The organism is Lentisalinibacter sediminis, from assembly GCF_040706615.1.
GTDB classification, from domain to species: domain Bacteria; phylum Pseudomonadota; class Gammaproteobacteria; order Steroidobacterales; family Woeseiaceae; genus Lentisalinibacter; species Lentisalinibacter sediminis.
Genome location: NZ_JAPDRF010000009.1, coordinates 60,524 through 86,914, shown reverse-complemented (window position 1 = coordinate 86,914; position 26,391 = coordinate 60,524). Strand labels below are relative to the sequence as shown.

The 26,391-nt window shown below is 69.6% G+C and carries 25 protein-coding genes; 15 read left to right on the top strand and 10 right to left on the bottom strand.

What is annotated here, in order from left to right; genetic code table 11:
• Positions 1-35: 35 nt before the first annotated feature.
• Positions 36-1,496: an amidase gene (locus tag ACJMKX_RS17400; RefSeq protein ID WP_405228207.1), complete on the bottom strand. Its 1,461-nt coding sequence runs from the start codon at positions 1,494-1,496 to the stop codon at positions 36-38.
• 7 nt (positions 1,497-1,503) lie between these two features.
• Positions 1,504-1,938 carry a CBS domain-containing protein gene (locus ACJMKX_RS17395; RefSeq protein WP_405228205.1) on the bottom strand — a complete coding sequence of 145 codons (435 nt, stop codon included), beginning with the start codon at positions 1,936-1,938 and terminating at the stop codon, positions 1,504-1,506.
• Positions 1,939-2,083: 145 nt separating this feature from the next.
• Between ACJMKX_RS17395 and ACJMKX_RS17390 the strand changes: the two genes are divergently transcribed.
• Both ACJMKX_RS17390 and ACJMKX_RS17385 read left to right on the top strand, forming a co-directional pair.
• Positions 2,084-3,652 (top strand): AbgT family transporter, encoded by a 1,569-nt coding sequence (locus tag ACJMKX_RS17390; protein WP_405228203.1) that lies wholly within the window; start codon positions 2,084-2,086, stop codon positions 3,650-3,652.
• On the top strand, positions 3,636-4,877 hold the full coding sequence (locus tag ACJMKX_RS17385) for a Coenzyme F420 hydrogenase/dehydrogenase, beta subunit C-terminal domain (protein WP_405228397.1): 1,242 nt from the start codon (positions 3,636-3,638) through the stop codon (positions 4,875-4,877). Before ACJMKX_RS17390 ends, ACJMKX_RS17385 begins: the two co-directional genes overlap by 17 nt.
• Here ACJMKX_RS17385 and ACJMKX_RS17380 read toward each other — a convergent pair.
• The gene (locus ACJMKX_RS17380) at positions 4,823-6,673 is read right to left on the bottom strand and encodes a winged helix-turn-helix domain-containing protein (protein WP_405228394.1); all 1,851 of its coding nucleotides are present in this window, start codon (positions 6,671-6,673) and stop codon (positions 4,823-4,825) included. The two genes, ACJMKX_RS17385 and ACJMKX_RS17380, sit on opposite strands and share 55 nt — an antisense overlap.
• A gap of 213 nt (positions 6,674-6,886) precedes the next feature.
• Between ACJMKX_RS17380 and ACJMKX_RS17375 the strand changes: the two genes are divergently transcribed.
• The 9 genes from ACJMKX_RS17375 (at position 6,887) to ACJMKX_RS17335 (ending at position 14,804) form a co-directional block, all read left to right on the top strand.
• Positions 6,887-7,009 carry a hypothetical protein gene (locus tag ACJMKX_RS17375; RefSeq protein WP_405228201.1) on the top strand — a complete coding sequence of 41 codons (123 nt, stop codon included), beginning with the start codon at positions 6,887-6,889 and terminating at the stop codon, positions 7,007-7,009.
• A 13-nt stretch (positions 7,010-7,022) separates the two neighbouring features.
• Complete coding sequence (locus ACJMKX_RS17370; RefSeq protein WP_405228199.1) at positions 7,023-7,178, top strand: hypothetical protein; 156 nt, start codon at positions 7,023-7,025, stop codon at positions 7,176-7,178.
• A gap of 14 nt (positions 7,179-7,192) precedes the next feature.
• Entirely contained in the window at positions 7,193-7,990 is a 798-nt protein-coding gene (locus ACJMKX_RS17365) for a sterol desaturase family protein (protein ID WP_405228197.1), read from the top strand.
• Between the two features lie 163 nt (positions 7,991-8,153).
• Positions 8,154-8,834: an ABC transporter ATP-binding protein gene (locus ACJMKX_RS17360; protein WP_405228195.1), complete on the top strand. Its 681-nt coding sequence runs from the start codon at positions 8,154-8,156 to the stop codon at positions 8,832-8,834.
• Positions 8,831-11,374: an FtsX-like permease family protein gene (locus tag ACJMKX_RS17355; protein ID WP_405228193.1), complete on the top strand. Its 2,544-nt coding sequence runs from the start codon at positions 8,831-8,833 to the stop codon at positions 11,372-11,374. The genes ACJMKX_RS17360 and ACJMKX_RS17355 overlap by 4 nt, the downstream gene beginning before the upstream one ends.
• 2 nt (positions 11,375-11,376) lie before the next feature.
• On the top strand, positions 11,377-12,543 hold the full coding sequence (locus tag ACJMKX_RS17350; protein WP_405228191.1) for a lipocalin-like domain-containing protein: 1,167 nt from the start codon (positions 11,377-11,379) through the stop codon (positions 12,541-12,543).
• Between the two features lie 80 nt (positions 12,544-12,623).
• Complete coding sequence (locus ACJMKX_RS17345) at positions 12,624-12,827, top strand: hypothetical protein (protein WP_405228189.1); 204 nt, start codon at positions 12,624-12,626, stop codon at positions 12,825-12,827.
• Between the two features lie 208 nt (positions 12,828-13,035).
• Complete coding sequence (gene mtnA, locus ACJMKX_RS17340; protein ID WP_405228187.1) at positions 13,036-14,175, top strand: S-methyl-5-thioribose-1-phosphate isomerase; 1,140 nt, start codon at positions 13,036-13,038, stop codon at positions 14,173-14,175.
• Positions 14,176-14,186: 11 nt separating this feature from the next.
• The gene (locus ACJMKX_RS17335; RefSeq protein ID WP_405228185.1) at positions 14,187-14,804 is read left to right on the top strand and encodes a class II aldolase/adducin family protein; all 618 of its coding nucleotides are present in this window, start codon (positions 14,187-14,189) and stop codon (positions 14,802-14,804) included.
• 8 nt (positions 14,805-14,812) lie between these two features.
• On the opposite strand, the gene ACJMKX_RS17330 is transcribed toward ACJMKX_RS17335, so the two are convergent.
• Together ACJMKX_RS17330 and ACJMKX_RS17325 are read right to left on the bottom strand one after the other, a co-directional pair.
• On the bottom strand, positions 14,813-15,523 hold the full coding sequence (locus ACJMKX_RS17330; RefSeq protein WP_405228183.1) for an esterase/lipase family protein: 711 nt from the start codon (positions 15,521-15,523) through the stop codon (positions 14,813-14,815).
• Positions 15,524-15,569: 46 nt separating this feature from the next.
• Positions 15,570-16,424 (bottom strand): hypothetical protein, encoded by an 855-nt coding sequence (locus ACJMKX_RS17325; protein WP_405228181.1) that lies wholly within the window; start codon positions 16,422-16,424, stop codon positions 15,570-15,572.
• Between the two features lie 144 nt (positions 16,425-16,568).
• On the opposite strand from ACJMKX_RS17325, the gene ACJMKX_RS17320 reads away from it, so the two are divergent.
• The 4 genes from ACJMKX_RS17320 (at position 16,569) to ACJMKX_RS17305 (ending at position 22,180) form a co-directional block, all read left to right on the top strand.
• On the top strand, positions 16,569-17,444 hold the full coding sequence (locus tag ACJMKX_RS17320; protein ID WP_405228179.1) for an alpha/beta hydrolase family protein: 876 nt from the start codon (positions 16,569-16,571) through the stop codon (positions 17,442-17,444).
• A complete protein-coding gene (locus tag ACJMKX_RS17315; protein WP_405228177.1) occupies positions 17,441-19,213 on the top strand; it encodes an SLC13 family permease in 1,773 nt (590 codons plus the stop codon). Before ACJMKX_RS17320 ends, ACJMKX_RS17315 begins: the two co-directional genes overlap by 4 nt.
• A gap of 71 nt (positions 19,214-19,284) precedes the next feature.
• A complete protein-coding gene (locus tag ACJMKX_RS17310; RefSeq protein WP_405228175.1) occupies positions 19,285-20,775 on the top strand; it encodes a M16 family metallopeptidase in 1,491 nt (496 codons plus the stop codon).
• Positions 20,765-22,180: a M16 family metallopeptidase gene (locus ACJMKX_RS17305; protein ID WP_405228173.1), complete on the top strand. Its 1,416-nt coding sequence runs from the start codon at positions 20,765-20,767 to the stop codon at positions 22,178-22,180. The genes ACJMKX_RS17310 and ACJMKX_RS17305 overlap by 11 nt, the downstream gene beginning before the upstream one ends.
• Positions 22,181-22,222: 42 nt before the next feature.
• Here ACJMKX_RS17305 and ACJMKX_RS17300 read toward each other — a convergent pair whose 3' ends face one another.
• The 5 genes from ACJMKX_RS17300 to ACJMKX_RS17280 are packed head-to-tail and all read right to left on the bottom strand — an operon-like array spanning position 22,223 to position 26,391.
• Positions 22,223-22,996 (bottom strand): SDR family NAD(P)-dependent oxidoreductase, encoded by a 774-nt coding sequence (locus tag ACJMKX_RS17300; protein WP_405228171.1) that lies wholly within the window; start codon positions 22,994-22,996, stop codon positions 22,223-22,225.
• A gap of 7 nt (positions 22,997-23,003) precedes the next feature.
• Positions 23,004-23,309: a DUF4389 domain-containing protein gene (locus ACJMKX_RS17295; RefSeq protein WP_405228169.1), complete on the bottom strand. Its 306-nt coding sequence runs from the start codon at positions 23,307-23,309 to the stop codon at positions 23,004-23,006.
• Positions 23,310-23,340: 31 nt separating this feature from the next.
• Positions 23,341-24,339 carry an aspartyl/asparaginyl beta-hydroxylase domain-containing protein gene (locus ACJMKX_RS17290; protein ID WP_405228167.1) on the bottom strand — a complete coding sequence of 333 codons (999 nt, stop codon included), beginning with the start codon at positions 24,337-24,339 and terminating at the stop codon, positions 23,341-23,343.
• 10 nt (positions 24,340-24,349) lie between these two features.
• Positions 24,350-25,513 carry an OprO/OprP family phosphate-selective porin gene (locus tag ACJMKX_RS17285; RefSeq protein ID WP_405228166.1) on the bottom strand — a complete coding sequence of 388 codons (1,164 nt, stop codon included), beginning with the start codon at positions 25,511-25,513 and terminating at the stop codon, positions 24,350-24,352.
• A 14-nt stretch (positions 25,514-25,527) separates the two neighbouring features.
• Entirely contained in the window at positions 25,528-26,391 is an 864-nt protein-coding gene (locus ACJMKX_RS17280) for an alpha/beta fold hydrolase (RefSeq protein ID WP_405228164.1), read from the bottom strand.

The window sequence follows — 26,391 nt, the reverse complement described above, 5'->3', positions numbered from 1 at the left end:
AAAAAGTCGGCCGCGGGCCGGCGGCGGCCGCTCGCTCAGGCCGGGCCGAAACCCGGCGGCGGCGTGAACCCGCCGAGCCGCCGGTACAGATGGTCGGCCAGACGCAGGCAGGTGCGGTCCTCGAGGAAGGGCCCGATGATCTGCAGTCCCACCGGCAGGCCGTCGTCCGCGACCCCCACCGGGATAACCGTCGCCGGCAGGAACGAGGCGCCGGCCAGGCCCATCCAGCTGAACTGCTCCTGATAGTGCCGCCGCTCGCCGTTCACCGTGATGCTGCGCCGGCTCATCGGTTCGGAATGATCGTGGGCGATGGCGGTCGTGGGCAACACCGGCGCCAGCACGGCGTCCCAGTGGCCGAAGAACTCGTGCCAGCGTGCCCTGAGCTGCAGCCGCCGCTCGTTCGCCGACAGCCACTCCCGGTGCCGCTGGGAGGTGTAGCGCGCCGCCAGCGCATGGCCCTCCCCGGCCTCGGCTGCCCTCACCGCCATCGCCTCCACCTCGTCCCGGCTGAAGCCGCCGGAGAGGGCCGCATTCAACAGCTGGTTGAATACCATGAGCGCCTTGTCGAAAGTGAACGCCGGCCGTGCCTCGTAGTCCACCCGGGCGCCGGCGTCCGCCAGTGCGTCGGCCGCCGCACCGAGCAGACCGCGCACCGATGCATCCACCGGCGCCGACGGCTCGTCGAACCAGACCGCCACCCGGTAGTCGGCGAGTTCCCGGTGGCGCGGCGGCGGCAGATCGAGCGACCAGGCCTTCGCGTACCACTCGTTCGGACCTGCGAGGACTTCGAGTGCGAGTTCCAGGTCGGCCACGTCCCGGGCCAGCGGCCCCGCCACGGCGATGTCCGCCTCGGTCAGCGTGCCCGGAGGACCGGGGATCTGGCCCCGCCCCGGCACGATGCCGAAGCTCGGCTTGTGGCCGGTGACGCCGCAGCAGGATGCGGGCCCGCGGATGGAGCCGCCGATATCGCTGCCCAGCTCCAGCGGCGTGAAACCCGCGGCCAGCGCCCCGGCCGCGCCGCCCGAGGAACCACCCACGGTGCGGCTCGTATCCCAGGGGTTGCTGCTCTGCCCGAAGAGCGCGTTGTAGCTCTGCAGGTCCGCGGCGTAGAGCGGCAGGTTGGTCTTGCCGGCAATCACCGCACCCGCGCCGCGCAGGCGCGCCACGGCCGCCGCGTCTTCTCCCGGCACGAACTCCGCCAGCTCCGGTGCACCCGAGGTGGTGCGCAGCCCGGCGGTCTGGAAGGAGTCCTTGATGGTCATGGCGACGCCGTGCAGTGGCCCGCGCCAGCGGCCGCGCGCGGCCTCCCGGTCGGCCTCGTCGGCGGCGCGGCGCGTGCGCTCGTCGTCCCGGGTGACCACCAGGTTAAGAGGCCCGTCCAGGCGATCGATGCGGGCCAGCATCGCCTCCAGGTACTCGCGGCTGGTGAGTTCGCCGGCACGGATGGCCGCCGCCGCCGCCCGCGCGCTCATCCAGGCTATGCGCGCCTCGTCCACGGCCTGCTCAGAACTGCCCGGCGATATAGCTCTGCAGCTGCTCGATGGTGTGCTCCTGGTCGGCGATCTTCGTCTTCACCAGGTCGCCGATCGAGACCAGGCCCACGACACCGCTGGCATCGCGCACCGGCAGGTGGCGGATACGCTTGTCGGTCATCAGTGCCAGGCACTCGTCCACGGAGCGCTCCGGCGCCACGCAGACCACCTCGGTGGTCATGATCTCGCTCACCGGCAACTCCCGCGAAGCGCGGCCGGCCAGCACCACCTTCCTGGCGTAGTCGCGCTCGGTGAAGATGCCGGCGAGGCGGCCGTCGTCCAGCACCACGACGGCACCGACGCCCTTCGCGGCCATCATCTCGAGGCTCTCCAGCACGGTCGCGCTCGGCGATACCGACCACAGCTCGCCGCCCTTCGACTTCAGGATATCGCTGACCTGTGCCATGGATGCCTCCCTCCCGCTGTCGTTGACAGCTCAGAAACTACCACAGTCCCCTGCGCGGGTGCGCCGCGGCAAGCCGTCGTGCTTTTGCCCTCGTCCGGCCCTTGGCCTATGCTGCCGGGAATTTTTCATAGATGAGGGAGCGAGCATGGCACCGTCGGACGGCACGCCCGCCACCAATACGGGCATACTCGGCTGGATCGAGCGCACCGGCAACCGGCTGCCCGATCCGGTATTCATTTTCCTGTACCTGATCGCCGCCCTGATCGCGTTCAGCATCTTCGCGGCCTGGGTGGACATGTCGGCGCTGCATCCCACCGCGAAGGGCGAAGACGGCATGCCGCTGGTGCTCACCGCGGAGAGCCTGCTCTCGGCCGACAACATCCGGCGGCTGTGGGTCGAGATGCCCACCACGTTCACCCACTTTCATCCGCTGGGCTACGTGCTGGTGGTGATGCTGGGCGCCGGTGTCGCCGAACGCTCAGGCCTGTTCGCCTCCGCCATGCACGCCGGCGTCAGGAACGCGCCCCGTTTCCTGCTCACGCCGGCGGTCGCGCTGGTGGCGATGCTGGGCAACCTGGCGGCCGACGCCGCCTATGTCGTGCTGATCCCGCTGGCCGGCGTGCTCTATGCCGCGGCCGGCCGGCATCCCGTTGCCGGCATCACCGCATCGTTCGCCGGCGTCTCGGGCGGCTTCTCGGCGAATCTCTTCCCCGGGCAGCTCGACGCGCTGCTGTTCGGCATCACCGAGGCCGCGGCCGAGAGCATCGTGCCCACGTGGGACGCGAACATCGCCGGCAACTGGTATTTCATCGCCGTCATGACGTTTCTGTTCCTGCCGGTCATCTGGTACGTCACGGACCGCATCATCGAGCCGCGTCTCGGCACCTACAAGGCCGAGGGCGAGGCGGCCAAATCCATCCACGAGGACAAGCCCCTGACTCCCGAAGAGCGCCGCGGCCTGAAATGGGCCGGACTGGCGGTGCTCGGCGTTGTGGGACTGTGGATATTCTTCACCATAGGGCCCGGCACGCCGCTCTATGACGAGACGGCGCAGCCGAAATTCCGCCTGGATCCATTCTACAAGTCTCTCGTGGCCGGCTTCTTTGTTTTGTTCCTGGCCGCGGGCTGGGCATACGGCGCCGCCGCAGGCACCGTAAAAGACCACCGGGACATCGTCACCATGATGTCGGAGTCCATGGCGGACCTGGCCTACTACCTCGTGCTCGCCTTCGTCGCGGCCCACTTCGTGGCCATGTTCACCTGGTCCAACCTTGGCCTCATCTTCGCCGTGCAGGGAGCGGACGTCATCAAGTCGTCGAACCTGCCGATGCCGGTGCTGCTTGGTCTGCTCGTGCTTTTCACCGGCGCCATCAACCTGCTGGTGGGCTCCGCCAGCGCGAAGTGGGCCCTGCTCGCGCCGGTCTTGATCCCGATGATGATGCTGCTCGGCGTCAGCGCCGAGATGACCACCGCCGCCTACCGGGTGGGCGACAGCGCGACCAACATCATCACACCGTTGATGGTCTACTTCCCCCTGATCCTCACCTTCTGCCAGCGCTGGACGCCGGACTTCGGCCTCGGCAGCCTGATGGCAGCCATGATCCCGTACTCGATCTGGCTGATGGTCTCGGGTCTGGTGATAACCATGATCTGGGTGGGACTGGGTCTGCCGCTGGGTCCCGGGGCCTCGGTGGGCTATCAGCTCCCCGGCTGACACCGGCATCACGGCGCCGCCGCTCGGCGAGGCGGCGCCGCGGGACCTGTGCACCGACTGCGGCATCTCGCGGACGGCGGAGCCGAAGCGATGCGGCCGCGCCTGCCAGTTCATAAAGCCGGACTACCCCGGCCTCGAGCGGCAGGTGCATGGCCGGGCCCGCGATCCGGCGCGGCCCGACGAGCTGCACTTCGGCCCGTTCCGGCGCATGCTGCGCGCCCGGCTCGCCGAGCCGCGGGCAGGCGCCCAGTGGACGGGCATCACAACGCGCATCGGCGAGCGACTGCTCGAGGACGGGCTGGTCGATGCCGTGCTCACGATGGCGCCGGACCCGGAGGACCGCTGGAAGCCCGTGCCCGTGCTGGTCACCGACTCGCGGCAGATGGCCGCCTGCCGCGGCATGCGCATGGGCTACGCGCCGCTGCTGGCCCTGCTCGAACCGGCCGTCGAGGCCGGGCATCGGCGTATCGCGGTAATCGGCATCCCCTGCCAGGTCTACGCCCTGCGGGCACTGGAGCGGGAACTCGGGCTGGAGCGCCTGTACGTCATCGGCACGCCCTGCTCCGACAACACCACCACCGAGCGCTTCCACCAGTTCCTCGCCCTGCTCTCCGACGAACCGGAGACCATCGAGTACCTGGAGTTCCGCGCCGACTACCGGGTGGAGCTGCGCTACACCGACGGCCGACGCCGCGAGATCCCGTTCCTGAAGCTGCCCATATCGCAGCTGCCGTCGGACTTCTTCCCGCTGACCTGCCGCACCTGCGTCGACTACACCAACGTGCTGGCCGACATCACCGTCGGCTACATGGGAGGCGAAGGCGAGCAGTGGCTGCTGGTTCGCAACCACCGTGGCGAGGAACTCCTGGGACTGCTGGGCGCCGAGGTGGTCACGAGCGAACCCGGCAGCGCCGGCAAGCGCAAGAGCCACGTGGCCGGCTTCCTGAAGAACACGGAACGCGCCGCCGGCGGGCTGCCGGTGCGGGGCATGCCGGACTGGCTCCGGCCCCTGGTCGGGTGGCTCATGCCGCGCATCGGCCCACGGGGTCTGGAGTTCGCCCGCGCCCGGGTGGAGATGAAGGCGGTGGAGACGGTGCTGCACCTGGCCCGGCAGGCACCGCAGCGCATGCGCCACATGGTGCCGGCGCACGTGTGGAAACTGGTCGCGCCCTACGGGCTCACACGGGACGATTCGAAGCCCAAGCGCGACAGCAGCTCCCGGTAGCGGGGATCGCCCTGCAGCGGCTCGAGGAGCGGGTCGACCTTGAGATCCGTCATGCCCGGGTCGCGCGCCTCCCACGCCCGCTCGAGCCAGCGGAAGGCGAGGTCGGTCTCGCCCAGCCAGGCGTAGACTTCCGCGATCTGGTACGGCGCGGTATCCGCATGGTCCCGCTCCAGGATCGACACGGCCCCCAGCGCCCGCTCTCTGTCGCCGCGGGCCTCCGCGATCAGTGCATCGGCCACCGCCCCGAGTATGGGGTTCGGCTCCACCCGGCTCCCCGCCAGCGCGACGTTGCCGCGCTCGAGGTCGATCTGGACCCGTAACAGGCCGGCGCGGGGGTAGCCCGGCACCAGTTCCTCGGCGCGGTCGAGGGCGCGCTCGGCACCTTCGAGATCGCCGGCGGTATAACGGAAGTACGCGAGGTTGTAATAGGGACTGGCCCGCAACGGGTCGCGCTCGGCTGCCATGGCGGCGAGCCGCACCGCCCGATCGAACTCCCCGAGGTGGAAGTTCAGCGCGGCGTTGGCCATCAGCACGAAGCCGTCGCCGGGGGCCAGTTGCAGGGCCCGCTCCAGCGAGCGTCCGGCCGCCTCCCAGTCCCAGTCGTGATAGAGGTGCATCCAGCCCAGCAGCAGGTGCGCTTCCGCCAGGTCGGGCGCGAGTTCGAGAGCCCGCCGCGCGTGAGTGCCGCCGCGCCCGTAGCCCTCGTCTGCCGGGATGGCGCCGATATCGGCGAGCCGCATCCATGCACCGGCAAGCGCCGAGTAGACCGGCGCGAATTCACGGTCGGCCTCCAGCGCCTCCCCGAGGTAACGGATGGCTTCGCGCAAACCCGCCTCGTCCCGCGCGGTCTCGAACAGGTAGCGCCCGTGCAGGTACGCGATATAGGCATCCCCGTCCGGCACCTCGGCGGCCGGCACCGCGGTGCCGGCCGCCAGCTTGACGCTGAGCTGACTCGCAATGGCGCGGGCAATCTCCGTCTGCAGCAGAAAGGTGTCGCCGATACGACGGTCGTAGGTCTGCGCCCACAGGTTATAGCCGCTGGCCACGTCCACCAGCTGCACGTTCACGCGGATGCGGTCACGGTCCCGGCGGATGGTACCGTCGAGCACAGCGTCCACCTGCAGACTGTCCCTGATGGCCATGAGGTCGTCGGCGCGATCCCGGAATTCGAACGCCGAATGGCGGGCGACGACCCGGAGCTCGCCGATGGTGGACAGCGTGGTCAGAATCTCCTGGGCGAGACCGTCGCCGAAGTACATGTCCGCCTCCGCGCCGCCCTGCACCGCGAATGGCAGCACGGCGATGGAGCCGGGTGCCGCGGAGACCTCATCGCCGCCGTAGCGCAACAGTGTGAGCGCCGCCGCCCCCAGAACCAACAGGACACCCGCCGCAATTATCCACGTCCGCCGGCCCGTGCCATCAGCGACCGTTACCGGTCCGGGGGATGCGACAGTGTCCTCCGTCAGCGGCTGCGCAGCCGATTCCGAGACTTCCGCCACCAGCCGGTAACCCCGCTTCGGGATGGTCTCCACGTACCGGTAGTCGCCTCTGCGGTCGCCGAGCACGCGCCGCAGCTCGCCGATGGTGGCCGTGAGCGGCTCGTCGGTCACCGCCGTGCGGCCCCAGACCTCGCCCAGGATGGTATCGCGCTCCACCGCCTCGCCGGGACTCGCGGCCAGCAGGCACAGCACGTCCATGGCCTTCGGCCGAAGGCGTTCGAATCTTCCGTCACGGACGATGCGGCCTTCGAGAGGGAACACCTCCCAGTCGCCGACGATGAACGGCTGCCTGCGCATCACGCTGCGTCTCTCCCTGGTTCTCGCCAATTCTAGACCGCGGCAGCGGGCCCGAGACACGTCCCGGCGCGGTCCCGCAGCCGCCTGCGGACAAATTTCGGTTTTTCTTCGGAATTAAAGCGTTTCTATTTCAGTTAGTTAGCGCGCGACCTGCTCATCATTCGCTTCGTCGGCAGCGCGTTTGCCGCCGACGAGCAACGAGGAGGAATCGTCATGAAGACACGCAAGCAATGGCAGGAACGCGCGATCTCGCAGGCCATCGGCTGGCTCGTGCTTGCCGCACTGGTCACCGGCTACGGCTACAGCGTCGCGCAATTCGCCGGCGTGGCGGGCTGACACGGTGCCATCCGTGGACACGACCCGCCACCCGCAACATTCCCGCCCCGGCCGCGAGCGCACCGCACGCAGCCGGGGCGAGGAGCTGGAGCCGGCGGTGATCGCACTGCTGGTGTTCTACGGCCTGGCCATCCTGTGCGCAAACGTCGCGCTGGTGGCCGGCTTCTGAGAGAGGAAAAAGAGATGATCGAAATACTGGGCGTTATCGGCCTCGCCTTCATCCCCGCCTTCATGGCGCTGGACCTGGTCTACGAGGCGAGAGAGTTCGAGGCACCGCGCTGGTACCGGCTGCGCATGCTCGCCGCCACCATCGCCGTGTTGGGAGGCTCCATCGCCATCACCACCTTCTGGGGCACCGTGTTCGAGGGCGCGAGCCTGCTGGACGGATCGGTCCTCGGCACCTGGGGCGGCGTGGCGGCGGGGATCCTCGTCTACGAGCTGATCCATTACGCGTATCACCGCTCGGCACACCGCTTCGACTGGCTGTGGCTGGCCGGACACCAGGTGCACCACAGCGCGGAGAAGCTGGACGCTTTCGGGGCGAACTACCTGCACCCGATCGACCTGTTCTTCTTCACCTCGTGGAGCTCGCTGGTGTTCTTCCCCCTGCTGGGGCTCACGCCGGAGGCAGGTGCCGTCTGCGCAACCTGGCTCGCGTTCAACGCGATGTTCCAGCACGCCAACATCCGCACGCCGCACTGGCTCGGTTACCTGATCCAGCGGCCGGAGAGCCACCTGGTGCACCACGCCCGCGGCCGGCACGAGTTCAATTACGCGAACCTGCCGCTCTGGGACATGGTGTTCGGCACCTTCGCGAACCCCCGCAGCGTGGAGGGTATGGAGGCCGGCTTCTGGAACGGCGCATCGACGCGCATCGTGGACCTGCTGCGTTTCCGCGACGTCTCCAAGGCGCCGGCAGCGATGGCGACGAAGTCGGATGCCGATGAACCGGAATCCCGTCCGCTGCAGGAGGCCGCGTGAATCCACCCCGCCCCGCCTAGGGGTCTTTGCCCGGGCACTTCGGCACCGCGGTGCCCGGGCTTTTTTTCCACCGGGTGTCCTGACCGGGTTTTCCCGCCGGTTTTCTGTTCAGCGGCTGAACAGCCGGCAGACCGGTGCCACAGCGGACGCGAGCTGTGGAACAATGCGCGCCATGCGCATCACCCTCGAACAGGTCAGCAAACACTACCGGGCCGGCGAGCACCGCCAGACCGTGCTCGAGGGTGTCAGCGCCGAGTTCACGAGCGGCCGCTTCGTCGCGCTGCTGGGACGCAGCGGCTCGGGCAAGTCCACGCTGCTGAATCTGATCGCCGGTTTCGACGAGCCCAGCGCCGGTCTCATCCGTATCGGCGATCAACCGGTGAGCAGCGTAACGGACCGGGAGCGCACCCTGTTCCGCCGCCGCCACCTCGGCTTCGTGTTCCAGTTCTTCAACCTGCTGCCGACGCTGACAGCGGGCGAGAACGTCCGTCTGCCGCTGGAGCTGCTCGACGTGCCCGCCGCCGAGGGCCGCGAGCGGGCGGAAGCCGCGCTGGCCGGTGTGGGCATGGCCGGCTTCCGCGACCGCTTCCCGGAGGAGCTGTCCGGCGGCGAGCAGCAGCGGGTGGCGATCGCCCGGGCGCTGATCCACGAACCCGCGATCGTCCTGGCGGACGAGCCCACCGGCAATCTGGATCTGTCCACGGCGCAGCAGGTGGTCGAACTGCTGGACGATGCCTGCCGGCGCCAGGGCACCACGCTGATCATGGCCACTCACAGCACCGAGGTCATCGGCTACGCCGACGAGGTCTGCGAGGTGCGCGAGGGCGGCCTGGAGCGCCAGTGACCAGCCTCCGGCGCCAGTCCGCCATCCGCTTCTACCTGCGCCACCCCGGCCAGCTGGCGCTCGCCGTCGCGGGCATCGCGCTGGGCGTCGCGGTGGTGGTGGCCATCGACCTCGCCAATGCTGCCTCGCTGCGGGCGTTCGAGCTCTCGCGGGAGCTCACCTCGAACCGGGCCAGCCATTACGTGGAGGCAGCGGGCGGCGCGCTGGACGAGTCCGTCTACACGCGGATCAAGACCGGGCTCGGGCTCGACCTCGCCGCGCCGGTGGTGGAAGGCCGGGTACTCCTGCCCGGCCACGACGACCGCTCGGTGCGCCTGCTGGGCGTCGATCCGGTCGCGGAGCTCGCGTTCGACGACGCGCTCCGGTTGGTACAGCGCCAGGCCGATGGCGGCGGGCTGGACGTCCGGCCGCTGATCGCCGAGCCGGGCGCGGTCCTGCTCCCGGAGGCGTTCGCCGCGTCCCTCGGGCTCGCCGCCGGAGACGAGTTCACCGTCACGGCCAGGGAGGCAGTCCATACGCTGCACGTGCGCGGCGTCGTCGTGCTGGAGGCCGGACGCGGCTCCGGGGCATCGGGACCGGTCATCGCCGACATCAGCACCGCCCAGGAGGTGCTGGGCCGGATGGGCGAACTGAGCCGCGTCGAGCTGGCCCTGCCGGGCGAGGCGGCCGACGACATCGCGGGACGGGTGGCCGCCGCCCTGCCGCCGGGGGCGGCGCTGGTGCCGGCCGGCTCGAGCGACGACGTGACCGGCGAGATGCTGCGCGCCTTCCGCATCAATCTGACCGCGCTCAGCCTGCTGGCGCTGGTGGTCGGCATGTTGCTGATCTACGCCACGATGTCCTTCGCGGTGGTGCGCCGCCGGCGCAGCCTCGGCACGCTGCGCGCCATCGGCGCAACACGGGCCGACGTGGCAGGGGACGTGCTGGCGGAAAGCCTCGTGCTCGGCCTGGTCGCCACAGCCGCAGGCCTCGCTCTCGGCTGGGCACTGTCCCGCTCTCTCACCGACCTGGTACTGGCCACCATCAACGACCTGTACTTCACCGCCCGGGTAAGCCCCGACGGCATCGCCTGGTTCCCCTTCGTGAAGGCGGGCGTGCTTGGGGTCGGGGCCACGGTGATCGCCGCCCTGCGCCCGGCGATGGAGGCGGCGGGCGAGCCGCCGCGCACCGCCATGACCGAGATCGCCCGGGAGCGCAGCATGCAGCAGCGCTTCAGGGCCGGTCCCGCCGTGGCGGTCGTCGCTTTCCTGGGGGCAGCGGCGCTGATCGCCTGGCCCGGCGCCGGACTGGTGCCGGCCTTCGCGGGTCTGTTCCTGGTACTGGCGGGCTATGCCCTGCTGGTACCGCCGGCCACCGGCCGACTGCTGGCCGGCGCACAGGCGGCCGGAGGCCGGCGCCTCGGCCTGCCGGTGCGGATGGCGATACGGGGCGCGGCCGCCTCGCTGTCACGGACCGGCATCGCAGTGACGGCACTCGCGGTGGCCGTGGCCACGGTGGTGGGCATCGGCGTCATGATCGACAGCTTCCGGGGCAGCGTCACGCGCTGGCTGGACGAGTCGCTCATCGCCGATTACTACCTGATCACCGAGGGCGCCGGCGAGCAGGGATTCAGCAGGGCGGAGATCGGGCGGCTGGCCGGCATCGACGGTGTAGCCGGCACCAGCCTGTCGCGCACCATCACCCTGCCGACCGCGGAGGGCGAGGTCGCAGTGCGCGCCGCGAAGGCGGGCCCGCGAGGCTATGGGGAGACGCTGGTCGCCGGCGATCCGGAGACTGCCTTCCCGGCGATGGAGGCGGGCGAAGGCATCCTGCTGGCCGAGGCCTTCGCCGGCCTGCGCGGGCTGGAGGTGGGCGACATCCTGACGCTGCCGACGGGGCGGGGACAACGCGAATTCGCCGTGCTCGGCATCTTCCGGGACTATCGCACCGCCGGCAGCTCGGCCATGCTGTCCTACGACGTGGCGGCCGACCTGTGGGGCTACAAGAAACCCTACGGTGTCGGCATCTACCGCAAGCCCGACGCGGACCGTCACACCATCGAACAGGCGCTGGGCGCCTTCGCGGTCGAGCGCGGCGACGTGAGCCTCGCGGCCAACGAAGAAATCCGCAAGATCACCCTGAATGTGTTCGACCGCACCTTCGAGATCACCGGCGTGCTGCGTCTGCTGGCCGGCATCATCGCCTTCTTCGGCATCCTCAGCGCCCTGCTGGCCCTGCAGCTGGAGCGCAGCCGGGAAGTGGCGACGCTGCGCGCCATCGGCTATACGCGCCGGCAGACCGGGGCCAATTCCCTGGCCCAGACGACGCTGCTGGGCCTGGTCTCGGGACTGCTCGCGCTGCCCCTCGGCGTGGTGCTGGCCGCGCTGCTGATCTACGTCATCAACCAGCGCTCCTTCGGCTGGACCATGGGCTTCGTGGTGGCGCCGGGACAGCTCGTTACCGGTATCGTGCTCGCGGTGGCCGCCGCCTTCCTCGCCGGACTCTATCCGGCCCGACGCCTGGCCGGCCAGCCCATCGCGGCCAATCTGCGGGGGGAATGAGCATGGCGGCAGCGCGTCACCTCGCCCTCTCCATCGTCCTCGCCGGCGCGCTGCTGGCAGGCGGCTGCGACTCCTCGCCCACCGAAACTGCGGCCGACGACAGCTCGAACGTCACCACCTTCCTCGGCAGCGCGGAAGACGACGCCCGCTTTGCCCGCGCGGATGCGCCCCGGGAGTTCCGCTTCCCGGAAGATCACGGCGCTCATCCCGATTACCGCACCGAGTGGTGGTACCTCACCGGCAACCTGGAGACCACGCCGGGCCGGCATTTCGGCTTCCAGATGACCTTCTTCCGTTTCGGCATCGACGCGGCGCCGCCCGACCGGCCGTCGGCGTGGGCCACCGACCAGCTCTGGATGGCGCATTTCGCGGTGACCGACACCGACGCCGGCGAATTCCATGCGGACGAGAAATTCGAGCGCCAGGCGCTCGGACTGGCGGGCGCGCAGAGGATGCCGTTCCGCGTCTGGCTCGACGACTGGGAGCTGGCCAGCGCCGATGATACGGGCTGGTTCCCGCTGCGGCTCGTGGCGGACGGCGACGGCTTCGCGCTCGACCTGGCCATCGACGACGGCAAGCCGCTGGTCCTGCAGGGCGAGGACGGGCTGGACCCGAAGGGCCCCGAAGCGGGCAATGCGTCTTACTACTACTCCTTCACCCGGCTGCCCGCCGAAGGCCGGGTGCGCGTCGGCGACACCGAACACGCCGTCAGCGGTCTCGTGTGGTTCGATCGGGAATGGAGCACCAGCGTGCTCGGCCCCGGCGTGGAGGGCTGGAACTGGTTCGCGATCCAGCTCGACGACGGCTACGACCTCATGTACTACCGGCTGCGCCAGACCGACGGCGGCACCGCGCCCTACTCCGGCGGCATCCTGGTGGATCCGGACGGCGGGGTGGCCGCTCGCTACGGCGCCGCGCAGGCCCGGCTCGAGGCGACCGGATACTGGACGAGCCCGGAGACCGGCATCCGCTACACCGTCGCCTGGCGCCTGCAGGTGCCGCACCTCGGCATCGATCTGGCCGTGACCCCGCGCATGCCCGGGCAGGAGCTGGATCTGTCCGTCCGCTACTGGGAGGGCGCCATCACCGTCGACGGCGAACGTGACGGCACCCGGGTCAGTGGCGTAGGGTACGCAGAACACGCCGGCGTCTCTGCTCGGGGGGAGTAAGCGCCGGCGGCAGGAGGGGAAACAACCGAACCGGGACGCAGTTCACAGGCTGCGGCCTGTACCCGGCGTAGGTTGACGTAATGACTGTCGGCAAAGCCATGACCGTCGTATGCTGCCTCGCCCTGGCGGGCTGTGCGGGCGGGAACGCCTGGACGCATTCCACCACGGCGAGGACGGCCGCCGCCTGTCCCGGCGGCACCGTGAAGTACTGCGAGAGCCTGTTCGACAAGCCGGGCTCCGGACCGCGCGGCTGCGGCTGCGCGGAGATGCCGGGCGGCCGCTGAGCGGCGACGACGAGGGGGAGAGAGACCGCCGGATACGGTGGTCGCGGGACTCTGCGGCCGACCGATAGACCCGCCCCCGGCCACTCGCGCGGAGCGCCGCGCGGATTTGTGCCGTCTCGTCGCCGACGTTATCGTAGCGATCCTGTTTGACGCCCGTTAACGCCCGCGGCCATCCGGCCGGCGCCCGCACGCATCCGCACGGACCGTTATGAAATTTTCTGGTAACACTCCCGGCGAGAACTTCAGAACCATCTGGCTGCACCCGGACGACCCCGCCGTCGTGCAGATCATCGACCAGCGCCGCCTGCCTCACCGCTACGAGGTCTTCGACCTGCGCACCCATGCCGACGGCGCCTTCGCCATCCGCGAGATGCTGGTGCGCGGCGCGCCGCTGATCGGTGCCACCGCGGCCTGGAGCCTGTATCTGGCCGCGCTGGAAGCAGACCGGGCGGGCCTCGAAGGCGACGCCGCACGGTCGTTCCTCCGCGAGGCGGCGGAGACGTTGGCCGCCACCCGGCCGACGGCGGTGAATCTGCGCTGGGGCATCGAGCGTATGCTGGCGACCCTGCGCAACGCCGGCGACGACGAGCTCGCGCACCGGCTGCGCGCCGAGGCCGAGGCCATCTGCGAGGAGGACGTGGAAATCTCGCGGCGCATCGGCGAGCAGGGCGTGGAACTGCTGGCGGCGATAGCCGAGCGGAAAGGCGGTGCGCCGGTGAACATACTCACCCACTGCAATGCCGGCTCGCTGGCCACCATCAACTGGGGTACCGCCACCGCACCGATGTATCTCGCAAAGGAGCGTGGCATCCCCATCCACGTCTGGGTGGACGAGACCCGGCCCCGCAACCAGGGCTCCCAGCTCACGGCCTGGGAACTGGCGGCGAGCGGCATTGAGCACACCGTGATCGTGGACAATGCCGGCGGCCACCTCATGCAGCACGGCAGGGTGGACATCTGCATCACGGGCACCGACCGCACCACCCGCGCCGGCGACGTCGCCAACAAGATCGGCACCTACCTGAAAGCGCTCGCCGCCCGGGACAACGGCATCCCGTTCTACGTCGCACTGCCCTCCACCACCATCGACTGGGACATCGCCGACGGACTCGCGAACATCCCCATCGAGGAACGCAGCCCGGAGGAAGTCACCCATATCGCCGGGCTGCTCGGCGGCGAGATACGCGCGGTGCAGACGGTTGCGGAAGATTCACCGGCCGCCAACTACGCCTTCGACGTGACGCCCGCACGCCTGGTGACGGGCCTCATCACCGAACGCGGTATCTGCGACGCCAGCGAGGAAGGCCTGGCGGCGCTGTTCCCGGATCGGGCCGGCGCGGCCGCCTGAGGTCCGGCACGATGACGGCGCCCGGCCCCATCGACGAGGGCTATACCAAATACGAGGTCTACTGGCGCCCGGCGCCCGCACTGCGCGCCGACGCCGTCCAGGCGCTGAACGACTGCCGCAACCGCCTCCACGACGCGGGCCTCGTGGGCTACTACGCCGAGCACGGCGTCGGCTATGGCAACCTGAGCATCCGCGGCCGGGAACCCGGCACGTTCATCGTCAGTGGCACCCAGACCGGCCACATCCCGCGCACCGAAGCGAGCCACTACGCCCTGGTGACCGGCTACGACATCGACGCCAACCGGGTCGCCTGCGAGGGTCCGATCCAGGCCTCCTCCGAAGCCCTCACCCACGCTGCCATCTACGAACTGGACCCGGCCATCCGCGCCATCGCCCACGTGCACAGCGGCGAACTGTGGCGGCGGTTGAGGGACCGCATCCCGACCACCGCGCCGGACGTGCCCTACGGCACACCGGAGATGGCCAGGGAGTTCCGCCGCCTGTACGAGGAGACCGACTTCGCCCGCTCGGGCGTGGCGGTAATGGCCGGCCATGAGGAAGGCCTGGTCGCCGTCGGCGCCACCATCGAGGAAGCCGCCGACTGCCTGCTGGCCCTGACCCCCACGTAGGAGGGCCTTCAGGCCCGACCGGGCTTTGTGCCGAGGGTGGTGGCGATGACGCGCCAGACCGCCGGGTTGAAGCCGAGGCCGAGGTGAGAGCCCGGTACGCGGACATTGCGGGCCTGGGGGTTGTAGCGGTCGATGGAGGCGCGCCAGGAGACGACGCCGTCGGTCTTGCTGTAGATCGAGGTGACCGGGCACTGGATGCCTTCCATGTTGCGTTCGTGCACGGCGATCTCGAACCGGTCCAGGTCCAGGTTTTCCCGCTTCGCGAACTCTTCGCCGACCCGGGTGTACTTCGGCCCGCCCACGATCGGCGTACCCATGGTGATGACCTCGCGCACGAGTTCGGGGGCCTCGCGGGCGATCTCGCGCATCACCACGCCGCCGAGGCTCCAGCCGATCAGCGTCACGGTCTCGCCGGTGGACTCGTGCAGTTCCCGCACATGCTCCTTCAGCGTGGCGACATACTTCGAAACCTTGCCGCGGTTGCGGCCGAGCCCCCAGTGGTGCACGTCGTAGCCGAGACACTTCAGGTAGCGGTACAGCGGGTACATCGAGACGTCGCTGGCGCCATAACCCGGCGCGAGCACCACCGGCCGGCCGTCGCCGCGGGGCACGAACGTGATCCAGGGCCAGAAGGCCGCGAGGCCGAGCCCCTCCAGCGGCGCGCGGGCCTCGAGCAGGCTCAGCAGGGGCGGCGGCGGCGAGATGGTGGTCTGATTCATGGGACGGTTCTCCTTGGCAGGCTGCTCGGCGGCGCCTGCCGGGAAATCATATCGCGTCTGCTCGGCCGGCACCGGTCATCCGGCTGCCCAGCGCCTTCAGTGCCTGGACGATAATCCACAGGAAGGCCAGCGGCAGGAGGATGGTCTGCAGCACGAAGATCACGATGAGGTTGACGATGTGCTCGCTGGCGTTCGAGACGCGCAGCCGCAGGTCGTCCAGCCGCTGCTTCACGTTCATCGACTCCAGCGATTCGTCCAGCATGGCACCCAGCCGACCCATCATGGTCTCGCTCTCCGGCGCGGGCGGCGCGGCCTGCTCGTTCAGCTCCTCGATCTCCTCCCGGGTGGTTTCCAGCGCCAGGGTCGCCGCCTCCTGCTCCGCCGCGAGGAAGGTGTCGAACACCGCGTTTGTGCCGAGTACGAGCAGCGGCACGGCGAAGCGCAGGAACAGCAGGATCAGCAGCAGGCGGACCGCCGGACCGTCCCAGCGCCGCGCCCGCTCGGACGGCCACCAGATCACCGCCAGCGCCAGGGCGACGGCGGCCACCAGCGCCGCCGTGGTCCCCCACCAGCCGGTCATGCCGAGCAGCACGTTCTGTATGCCGAGGGACGAGGAGGCCACCAGCATCACACCGGCGAACTGTTCCACGAGGTCGTTGATCGGATCCAGGATCTGCCCGACGCCGAATGTCACGCCGACGCCGGCGGGCTCCACCGCCACCTCCGTGCCCTGAGCCACGGAGATGACCCCGTTCAGCGTCCTGGCCACGGCGAAGGTGACCAGCGCCCGTTTGAAAGCGGCCTGTGCCTGCTCGTTGCCCACCTCGTCCAGCGTCCCGCTGAGGGCGGCGAACACGGCGAGCGCGGCGAGCAAAGTGAGGAAAAGATTCCGTCTGAGCATGGATGCGTGTCCCCGGGGGCCTCGACCGGCGGAAGCCCGGCCGACGGCCGGCGTCCAGTGTAGGGAGCCGGACCGTAAAAATACAGCGTGCGGCGGGGCGCCATCCTGCCCTTTCCGGGTCGGGCCTTCTGCTATTCTCGCCCCATGGCCGCGTTCACAGAACTGCCCTGCCGCGCCGCGGACGGGGCCACGTCCATGCTCGTCGCTCATGAGCCCGGCGTCCTCGCGGCCGAGGCGCCGGTCTTCCTGGTCACGCCGGCGATGGCCCTGCCCGGCAGGTTCTACCAGCCGCTCGCCACGCCCATGGCCGCCGCCGGGCTGCGCCTGGTCACCATGGATCTGCGCGGGCACGGCACCAGCAGCGTCCGTCCGGACCGCCGCACCGACTTCGGCTACCGGGAATTGCTGGAACTGGACTGGCCCGCCGCCATCACCACGGTGCGCGAGCGCTATCCGGCAGCGCCGCTCGTTCTGCTGGGCCATAGCCTGGGCGGGCAGGTGAGCCTGCTCTACGCCGGCGCCAATCCGGGCAGCGTGACCGCCGTGGTCACGGTGGCTACCGGCTCCATCTGGTGGCGAGCGTTCCCGGCGCCGCGGCGCTACGTTTTCCTGCTGGCCACCCAGTTCATCGCGGCAGCGGGCAAGGTGCTGGGCAGTTACCCGGGGCATCGGCTGGGTTTCGGCGGCCGGGAAGCCCGCAGCCTGGTGGCCGACTGGGCCCATCAGGCCCGCACCGGCCGCTATAGGGCCAGGGGCTCGGACACGGACTACGAGGCGGCGCTGGACCGGATGCGGGAGCCGGCGCTCCTGATCTCCGTCGCCGGCGACGACTTCGCGCCGGCTTCGGCCGCCGATCACCTCGCCTCCAAACTGCCGCCGGAGCAGACAACCCGGCTGCACCTGGACGACGCGCTCTTTCGTGAGTCGAGTAATGCCCACTTCGGCTGGGTGAAGCGGCCCGGTCCCGTCGTGGATGCGATTACAGGCTGGATGGCAGACAGCGGAATGACCCGGCCGTGAACCTGGAAATCGCACTGCTGTTCGCGCTGATGGCCGGCGTCCTCGTGATGCTGATCTGGGGACGCTGGCGCTACGACATCGTCGCCTTCGCCGCCCTGGTGATCGGGGTCATCGCCGGACTGGTGCCGAGCGACGAAGCGTTCTCCGGCTTCGGACATCCAGCGACCATCGTCATCGCCCTGGTGCTGGTGCTGAGCCGCGCCCTGTCGAACGCCGGCGTCGTCGACCTCGTGGTGTACTACCTGGTAGACAAGTCCCGCCGCCTCGGCGGCCACATCGCGGTGATGGCCTCCCTGTCGGCCACCCTCTCCACGCTGATGAACAACGTGGCGGCGCTGGCGCTCCTGATGCCCGTGGACATGGAGGCTGCGAGGAAGGCGAAACGCACCGCCGCCCGCACGCTGATGCCGATGTCCTTCGCCAGCATCCTGGGTGGCATGGTGACGCTGATCGGCACGCCCCCCAACATCGTCATCGCCGAGTATCGTGCGGCTGCGCTCGGCGAGCCCTACCAGATGTTCGACTTCACGCCGGTGGGTCTCGCCTGCGCCGTCGTCGGCGTCGCCTTCGTGGTGCTCGCAGGCTGGCGGCTGCTGCCCGAGGGTGAGATGCAGCCGCAGTCCGAGGACGACGTGCTCACCGGCTACATCGCCGAACTCGAGGTGCCCGAGGATTCTGAGGTGATCGGCAAGCGCGTGCGCGAGCTGGACGAGCTGGCCGAGGAGAACGACGCCGCCGTCATCGGCCTGGTACGGCAGGGCAAGCGCATGCCGGGCTTCGCCCGCATCGTCGAGATACGCAAGGGCGACGTGCTGGTGGTGGAGGCGAACCCCGAGGGCATCGACAAACTCGCCGACAAGCTGGAACTGGAACTCAGCGGCAAGCCGAAGACCGAGGATGCCGAGAAGCCGGAGGACCTCGCCCTCATGGAAGTGGCGGTACCCGTCGGCGCCCGCATCGCCGGGCGCTCGGCCAATTCCCTGCGGCTCCTGTATCGCCACGGCGTCGCACTCATGGGCGTCGCCCGCCAGGGCCGGCGCTTCCGCGACCGGGTGCGCAAGGTGGACATCGAGCCCGGCGATGTGCTGCTGCTGATGGGTCCGGCCGAGCAGCTTCCCACCGTCGCCCAGTGGATGGGCTGCCTGCCGCTGGCCGAGAAGGACCTGCCGTCGCTGCAGCGACGGAAGTCGGGCATTGCGGTAGCCATCTTCGCTGCGGCGATCGTCCTGGCCAGCACCGGCGTGCTGGACCTCACCGTGGCGCTGGCCGCGGCGGTGGTGGGCATGGTGGCGGCCGGCGTCATGCCGCTGCGCCAGCTCTACGACTCCATCGAATGGCCGGTCATCGTGCTGCTGGGCTCGCTGATCCCCCTCGGCGAGGCGCTGGAGACCACCGGCGGCACCGGGCTCATCGCAGACACGGTGGTGCAGCATTCCGAGGCGCTGTCACCCGTGGTGATCCTGGTGCTGCTGATGGTGGTCACCATGACTCTCTCCGACGTGCTGAACAACGTCGCCACCGCGGTCATCGCCGCGCCGGTGGCGGTGGAGATCGCCCACCGGCTGGGGGTGAACCCGGATACCTATCTCATGGCCGTGGCCGTCGGCGCCTCCTGTGCGTTCCTGACGCCCATCGGCCACAAGAACAACACCCTGATCCTCGGGCCCGGCGGCTACCGCTTCGGCGATTACTGGCGCATGGGCTTGCCGCTGGAAGTACTGATCGTGCTGGTCGGCACGCCGATGCTGCTGTGGGTCTGGCCGCTCTGAGCGGCGGCGTTGGGAACCCCGCGGGCCTCTGGTAGTCTGCTGTCCTTTCCACCGAAAGACTGGAAACCCTCATGAAATCAGACTATCGCGCAGCCAGACGCGGCCCGACGGTTGCGGTCATGGCCCTGCTGCTGGCGGCCTGCCAACCGGGCGGCGCGCCGCAGACCCCCGCCGCGGGCGCCGATGCGCCCGAGGAATCCGCCGAGACCCGGGACACCGATGCGGCCGATGCCGGCTCCGGCTACCAGGTACCGGTGCGTTACCACACGCTGGACAACGGCCTGAAGGTGGCGATGTCCCGGGACACCACCGCCCCCATCGTCACGGTGGCCGTCTACTACAACATCGGCTTCCGCATCGAGCCCCGGGACCGCACCGGCTTCGCCCACCTGTTCGAACACATGATGTTCCAGGGCTCGGCGAACCTCGGCAAGATGGAGTTCGTGCAGCTCGTGCAGCGCAACGGCGGCGTGCTGAACGGCTCGACCCGATTCGACTACACCAACTACTTCGAGATCGTGCCGGCCCACAAGCTCGAGACCGTGCTCTGGGCCGAGGCCGATCGCATGGCGAGCCTGAAGATCACCCAGGAGAACCTGACCAACCAGCAGGCGGTGGTGAAGAACGAGGTCAAGGTGAATGTCCTCAACACGCCCTACGGCGGCTTCCCCTGGCTGGACATGCCCCAGGCGGCCAACGAGAACTGGTACAACGCCCATAATTTCTACGGCGACCTGGAGGACCTTGACGCCGCCACCCTCGACGACGTGGCCGACTTCTTCGAAAAGTACTACGCGCCGAATAACGCGGCCGTGGCCATCGTGGGCGACATCGACTATGACGAGGCCATGGCCCTCGTCGAGAAGCACTTCGGCGATATCCCGCGCACGGAGGAAGAGATCGTGCTGCCGGATATCAGCGAGCCGCGCCAGGAAAGCGAGAAGCGCGAGAGCCGGGTCGATCCGCTCGCCACGCGGCCGGGCTACGCCTTCGCCTACCACGTGCCGCCGCGCCTCACCCCCGAGTGGTACGCCATGGGGCTCATCGACCAGATCCTGGTACAGGGCGAGGACAGCCTCCTGCACCAGGCGCTGGTGAAGGATGCCGGCATCACCTCGTCGGTGTCCGGCGGCATCAACGCCTTCCTGGGCAACATGCTGAACTACAACGGCCCGATGCTCTGGCAGGCCTACCTCATCCACGACAACGACGTCGCCGCCGAGCGCATCACCGGCATCGTCGACGAGGTGATCGGGCGGCTGCGCACGGAACCGGTGGACGCAGACACGCTGGAGCGCGCGACGGTGAAGTGGCGCTCCTCGTTCTACGACTACCTGGGCAGCATGTACGGCTTCGGCCGTGCCGACGTCCTGGCATCGCTCTCGCTGTTCGACGACGATCCCTCACTCATCAACGAATTCGAACAGCGCATCCTGGCAGTCACGCCGGATCTGGTACTGCGGACGGCGAAGGAATACCTCAGGCCGACGAACCGCACGGTATTCGTGCTGGAAGCCGGCGCGGCGGCAGGCGAACAGGAGGAGGCAAGCGATGAGCAGTAAGACAGCAAGGCTGACCGCCGCAGGGGCATTGACCGTCCTCCTGCTGGCTGCGGCGGCCGGCGCGCAGGAGGCAGAGCCTGCGAAAGAGACGCCGCCGCCGGGCGGCGAACCCAGAGACTTCTCGCTGCCGCAGAAGGAGAGCTTCGGCCTGGAGAACGGGCTCGAGGCCACGCTGGTCGGCTTCGGCACGCTGCCGAAGGCCACTGTCAGCGTGGTCGTGCGGGCCGGCAACCTCAACGAGGGCGGGCAGACCTGGCTCGCCGACCTGGCCGGCGACTTCCTGCTGGAGGGCACGCCCAGCCGCAGCGCCGCCGCGATCGCGCGCCAGGCCGCCGCCATGGGGGGCCAGGTGAGCGTCGAGGTCGGCGCCGACCGCACCATCGTCGCGAGCGATGTGCTGGCGGAATACGCGCCGCAGATGACGCGGCTGCTCGCGGACATCGTCCGTAACGCGGCCTTCCCGGCCTCCGAGCTGGAACGGCTGAAGCGCGACCGCCAGCGCCGGCTGAGCATCGCCGGTACCCAGCCCCAGCAGATGGCTCTGGCCGCGTTCCGTAACGCACTGTACGGCGACCACCCCTACGGCAACGTGCTGCCGGACGCAGACCAGCTCGCCGCCTACACGCTGGAGCACGCCCGCGGTTTCTACGAGGACAACTACGGCGCTCGGCGCACCCACGTCTACGTGGCCGGGCAGTTCGACCGGCAGGCGGTGAGCGCCGCCATCCGCGAGTCCTTCGGCGACTGGGCGGGGGGCCCGGATATCCTGATCGACGTGCCCGAGCCCGCCGAGGGCAAGGTGGCGGTGGACGTCATCGACCGGCCCGGCGCCTCCCAGTCGAACCTGTATCTGGGGCTGGCGGTGCCGGACCCGTCCAGTGCGGACTGGATCCCGCTGCAGGTGACCAACACGCTGCTGGGCGGGTTCTTTTCCTCGCGCATCATCCGCAACATCCGCGAAGACAAGGGTTACTCCTATTCGCCCTTCAGCACGCTGTCCAGCCGCTACCGGGACGCCTACTGGGCCGAAGTGGCCGCCGTGACCACGGAGGTTACCGGCCCCGCCATCGAGGAGATCATGGGCGAGGTCGAGCGCCTGCAGTCGACGGCACCGCCGGGGGACGAGCTGGACGGCGTGAAGAACTACACGGCCGGCACCTTCGTCCTGCAGAACTCCACCCGCGGCGGCATCATCAACCTGCTCGCGTTCCAGCAACTGCACGAGCTGCCGGACTCCTACCTGACCGACTACGTGAGCAACGTCTTCGCCGTGACGCCGGAGGAGGTGTCGGAGACGGCCGAGCTCTACCTCCGCGAGGAGGACATGACGGTGGTCGTGGTCGGCGACCGCAGCCAGATCGCCGAGCAGGTCGCACCCTGGATCGGCGACGGCGAGGAAGACTGAACAAGACCCCGACGAATTAGTCTGTCATGCGGCGCGGCGGCGTCACCAGCGCGCCGCCGCGCTCATCCCCCCGTCCACGACCAGGTTCGCACCGCTGACCCAGCGGGCCGCCGGGCTCAACAGATAGACGATGGCATCGGCCACGTCCGTGCCCGTGCCGAGCGTACCCAGCGGCACCTTCTCCCGCCATCGGGCGACGCCTTCCGGCCAGGCCTCCGCCAGGCCCTCCCGGTCGATCAGCCCCGGCGAGACCGCGTTGACCCGGATGCCCGCCGGGCCCAGCTCCATGGCGCTCGCCCGGGTCAGCATGAGCAGACCCGCCTTGCTCGCCGCGTAATGGGCGTGATTCGGTGCCGGGTCCAGGCCCTCGATGGAGGCCACGTTGACGACGGCGCCGTCGCGCCCGGCCGCCTGCCACCCGGCGGCCATCTCGCGGGTGATCAGGAAAACGCCGTCCAGGTTGGTGGCCATGAGCCCGCGCCATTCGTCCGCGCCGATCTCCGCGAATGCCGTGACGTCCTGGCGTGCCGCCATGTTGACCACGCCGTCCGGCAGGCCGTCCCGCCGCTCGAGTTCGCCGAGCAGCGCGCGGATACCTTCCTCCCGCGACAGGTCGGCGCCGACGGTAGAGGCACGGCCGCCCTGGTCGCCGATACGCCGGGCCAGGGCATCGGCGCGCTCGCCTGCCGTGTGGTAATGCACGATGACGTCCGCCCCGGCTTCGGCCAGGCGCAGTGCGGTCGCGGCGCCGATGCCGCCGGCGCCCCCGGTCACCAGCACGATCTTTCCGGCGAGGGAGAAGACTCCGAGGCTCACGCCCGTCCTACTCCTGCGGCCAGTCGAGATCGAAGGGGAACGGGCGTTCCTCGGTGTTGAAGGTGAGATAGCGCACGATCTGGTAGGTATAGGTGGCGAGTTGCTGACCGAAGCGCTTCAGGTTGCCGTTGGTCTCGGCGGTGAACAGCACCCAGAAGAACTGGACGACCACGACGGCGCCGAGCACGAAGCGCGAGACGCCGTAGAGGAAGGCGATCACCAGCATGAAGAACAGCCGCAGCCAGGTGGACCGCGACTTCACGTTCTCTTCGAGGGGGCGCTGCGCCCGGGGGTCCGTCCTGTCGTCGCTCATGTCGGCTCCTCCGCTACTCCGCCGGATTCTACTACCCGGCGGCGGATTCGCCAGTCGACCTCTCGTCCGGATACCCGTCGGCACCGGCCGCGCGGAAGTCGTAGAGCGCCGCATCCCGGTCCGCCCGCCAGCGTTCGTGCACCGCCTCGAGGCCGCCGGCAGCCCGGACCGCCTCCGGTACGTCGCCGGGCCCGATCGCGCCGATGTCCATGAGGCCGAGCGACCAGCCGATCGCCGACTCGTAGCACGCGCGGCGTGACGACCGCAGGTCGGGCCACAGCAGCCGCGCGAGCGCCGCGATGGGTTTGCTCTCGGCGCTGCCCAGCAGCCCCGCCTCGTCCAGCAGCGCGGCCCACTCCGCCGGCTGCTCGCGGGCGCTGACGTAGAGCGCCACCGCGCGCGCCACGTCCTGCACGGCCCTGCTCTCACGGGCGGCGCGTTCACCGGCAACAATCCGGCGCGGATCCTGCGCACCGCCGGGGATCCGCCGATCCGCCGGGATAAGATCGAAGATGAGATGGATGCGGTCCGATGCGGAGTCGTTGCAGGCGTCGTGCACGGCCTTGTTGTCGAACCACCAGAGTTCGCCCTCACGCATGCGCACGCTCTCTCCGCCGGCGCGGAGCAGGCTGCCTTTCTCGCTGCGGATCACGAGGTGATAGCGGTCACGGTAGCGGTAGTACTCTCCACGGTCCGTGTGCGGCAGCACCGTCTTGCCGGGCGGCAGCCGGGCATAGCGGGCACGGCCCAGGCTGCCGTTGCGCTCGGCGGCGAAGGCCTCGATGAACGCCACGGTGGCGGGGAAGCTGGCGGACAGCGACGTGTAGCGGCTCTCGTGCACGTCCCGGCGCCGGCGGCCGCGGATACGCGAGCGGCGCAGGCCGCGGATCGGGATGGCGTTGGTATGGCGCTGCGCGGGCGCGGTGAGCTGGCGGCCAGGCTGCGCGGCCCAGAGCGCATCGTGCTCCGCCAGCTCCGCCAGCAGTGGCGCGAGGTCGACGTGATCCCTGACGCGGCGAAAGTGCTGCATGGCGCGACTCCTACAACGCCGCCTGGAAGCGGAACATCAGAATGGAGCCGTCCTCGTCGATGCCGTCGGTGTTCGGCGCGGCATCGTAGCGGCTGTAGTTGACGGAGACCCGCAGCTGCTCGTTGAGATAGAGCGAGACAGCCGCGGTGATCTGGGACTGCTCGCCGCCGGTCACCGGGCCATCCTCGAGATTCAGCGTGCTGTAGCGGGCCGAGAGTTCCAGCGCACCCCAGTCCCCTCTCGGCCGCACGGACGTGGGCACACCCCGGGAACGACTGTAGCGGTAACGCTCGCCGGTGACGATCCAGCCGGCCTGCACGTAGCCGCCGGTGAAGTCGGCCTCGCTGGGGCCGCCGCTGAGCCCCATGCGCATGAACTCCGACTGCAGGCGGACGTTGTCGAGGATGCCCATGAACTCGAGCCCCGTCGTCCAGAGGGTATCCACGCCCGCGAGACGGTCGGTGTTGACCAGGCGCTCGTCAGTCAGGCGGGACTCGGGGCGCGCGCGGATGCGCACGTCCTCGTTGGAATCCACGGAGCGGTACTCCTGGGCCAGTCCGAGGTGCAGCACCCGGCGCTTCTTGCGGATGGGCGCCCAGGTCACTCGCCCGATCACCGAGGTGCCGTCGACGGTGCGCCGGTCGAGATCGCTGAGCTCGTCGCCGAACACGCCGGCAGTGGCGCTCCAGTCGTCGCCCCAGGCCCGCAGCGAGACACCGGTGAGCATGCCGGGGCTGAGAGCCGAGGCCAGCGAGCGCTCCATGAAAGTGAGATCGTTGCTGCTGGCCAGATCGTCCAGGGAGAACGGCGCCACCTGATTGCCGATGGTGAGCCGCTTGCGGCTCCAGCCCCGGTAGCGCACATACAGATTGCGCCAGCCCTCGACGATGCCGACGTCGTAATCCGCCCGGAACTGCCAGTCGTCATAGCGGGCCCGCAGGATGGCGCGGGCGCGGCGGAAGTCCTGCTCGTCCTCGAGCACCGTCACGTCGTCGTCGTAGCGGGCGACATCGTAGTGTATGCGCCCGCCCACGCGGAGATAACGGTCGTCGTCCCACTCGATCTCGGCGCCGTCGTCCAGGCTGAACGACGTCTCCGCGGCCGCGGCGGTAAATATCGGCGCCGCCCCGGCCAGGATTCCGAACAACAGCAAGCGGCACGGTAACGTGTGCATGATTCTCTCCATGGTCAATCGAAAGGCGTATAAGCGCCCGCCGCAGCAACGCGGGGGCAAGGCGAGTCGGGGGTTGCCGAGGCCTGCGGCTGCAGCCCGTCGAAGAAGTCGGTGACGCGGCGGGCGAGTCCGCCGCTGGCATAGCACTCGTTCCAGTCGTGGCCCGCGTCGGGCATGATCACGAGTTCGCAGGCGGGGGCTCCCGGCGTCCTGCGAGCCTGCCGGTTCACGGCCTCCACCCAGGCCGTGGCGCGCGTGAGCCGGTTGTCGCCCTGCTCGCTGTCCAGGCGGCGGTTCGAGCGCAGGGAGTCGTCCCGCTCCACGTCGCGGTCGCCCACCAGCACGCATTTCGGCAGGCCGAGGAAGCCCGGGTAGTCGATGGCGAGCGATCCCGGCAGGCGGCCGGACGCGAGACCGTAAGGGAAGCTCGCGGCGCGGCTCGGGAAGGTATACCAACCGGCAGCGGCCATCGCCAGGGCGGCCACCCTGCCGGGCCGCACCAGCGCGTAACGGTGCGCGAATTGCGCCCCGCCGGAGAAGCCGAACAGCAGGCACGGACGGTCCATGACGGTTTCGTTGAGGATCGCGTCCAGCGCCGCGGCGGCATGCAGGCGCCGGTTGGACGACCGCAGGCGCTGGTAGCCGCGATAGCGCCGGCGGTCGTACAGCGGCGCGATCAGCTCCGTGCCGGTGCTCTCGGCCCAGGGCACGAAGGCCTCCAGATGACCCCGCGCATGACGGCTGATGCCATGGACGCAGATCATGGGCAGCCGCGCCGGATCCGGATCACGCGGCAGGAAGCGCAGATAGCGGGTGCGGGGCTCGCACACCAGCTTCCGTTTCACGATGAGGCCGCCGCCGGCGGTATGACGCGTCAT

Coding starts and splice junctions, on each gene's coding strand:
- ACJMKX_RS17350 (WP_405228191.1), top strand. CDS start 11,377: ATGGCGGCAGCGCGTCACCTCGCCCTCTCCATCGTCCTCGCCGGCGCG.
- ACJMKX_RS17320 (WP_405228179.1), top strand. CDS start 16,569: ATGGCCGCGTTCACAGAACTGCCCTGCCGCGCCGCGGACGGGGCCACG.
- ACJMKX_RS17335 (WP_405228185.1), top strand. CDS start 14,187: ATGACGGCGCCCGGCCCCATCGACGAGGGCTATACCAAATACGAGGTC.
- ACJMKX_RS17375 (WP_405228201.1), top strand. CDS start 6,887: ATGAAGACACGCAAGCAATGGCAGGAACGCGCGATCTCGCAGGCCATC.
- ACJMKX_RS17345 (WP_405228189.1), top strand. CDS start 12,624: ATGACTGTCGGCAAAGCCATGACCGTCGTATGCTGCCTCGCCCTGGCG.
- ACJMKX_RS17325 (WP_405228181.1), bottom strand. CDS start 16,424: ATGCTCAGACGGAATCTTTTCCTCACTTTGCTCGCCGCGCTCGCCGTG.
- ACJMKX_RS17290 (WP_405228167.1), bottom strand. CDS start 24,339: ATGCAGCACTTTCGCCGCGTCAGGGATCACGTCGACCTCGCGCCACTG.
- ACJMKX_RS17295 (WP_405228169.1), bottom strand. CDS start 23,309: ATGAGCGACGACAGGACGGACCCCCGGGCGCAGCGCCCCCTCGAAGAG.
- ACJMKX_RS17280 (WP_405228164.1), bottom strand. CDS start 26,391: ATGACGCGTCATACCGCCGGCGGCGGCCTCATCGTGAAACGGAAGCTG.
- ACJMKX_RS17390 (WP_405228203.1), top strand. CDS start 2,084: ATGGCACCGTCGGACGGCACGCCCGCCACCAATACGGGCATACTCGGC.
- ACJMKX_RS17330 (WP_405228183.1), bottom strand. CDS start 15,523: ATGAATCAGACCACCATCTCGCCGCCGCCGCCCCTGCTGAGCCTGCTC.
- ACJMKX_RS17365 (WP_405228197.1), top strand. CDS start 7,193: ATGATCGAAATACTGGGCGTTATCGGCCTCGCCTTCATCCCCGCCTTC.
- ACJMKX_RS17305 (WP_405228173.1), top strand. CDS start 20,765: ATGAGCAGTAAGACAGCAAGGCTGACCGCCGCAGGGGCATTGACCGTC.
- ACJMKX_RS17310 (WP_405228175.1), top strand. CDS start 19,285: ATGAAATCAGACTATCGCGCAGCCAGACGCGGCCCGACGGTTGCGGTC.
- mtnA (WP_405228187.1), top strand. CDS start 13,036: ATGAAATTTTCTGGTAACACTCCCGGCGAGAACTTCAGAACCATCTGG.
- ACJMKX_RS17360 (WP_405228195.1), top strand. CDS start 8,154: ATGCGCGCCATGCGCATCACCCTCGAACAGGTCAGCAAACACTACCGG.
- ACJMKX_RS17285 (WP_405228166.1), bottom strand. CDS start 25,513: ATGCACACGTTACCGTGCCGCTTGCTGTTGTTCGGAATCCTGGCCGGG.
- ACJMKX_RS17395 (WP_405228205.1), bottom strand. CDS start 1,938: ATGGCACAGGTCAGCGATATCCTGAAGTCGAAGGGCGGCGAGCTGTGG.
- ACJMKX_RS17380 (WP_405228394.1), bottom strand. CDS start 6,673: ATGCGCAGGCAGCCGTTCATCGTCGGCGACTGGGAGGTGTTCCCTCTC.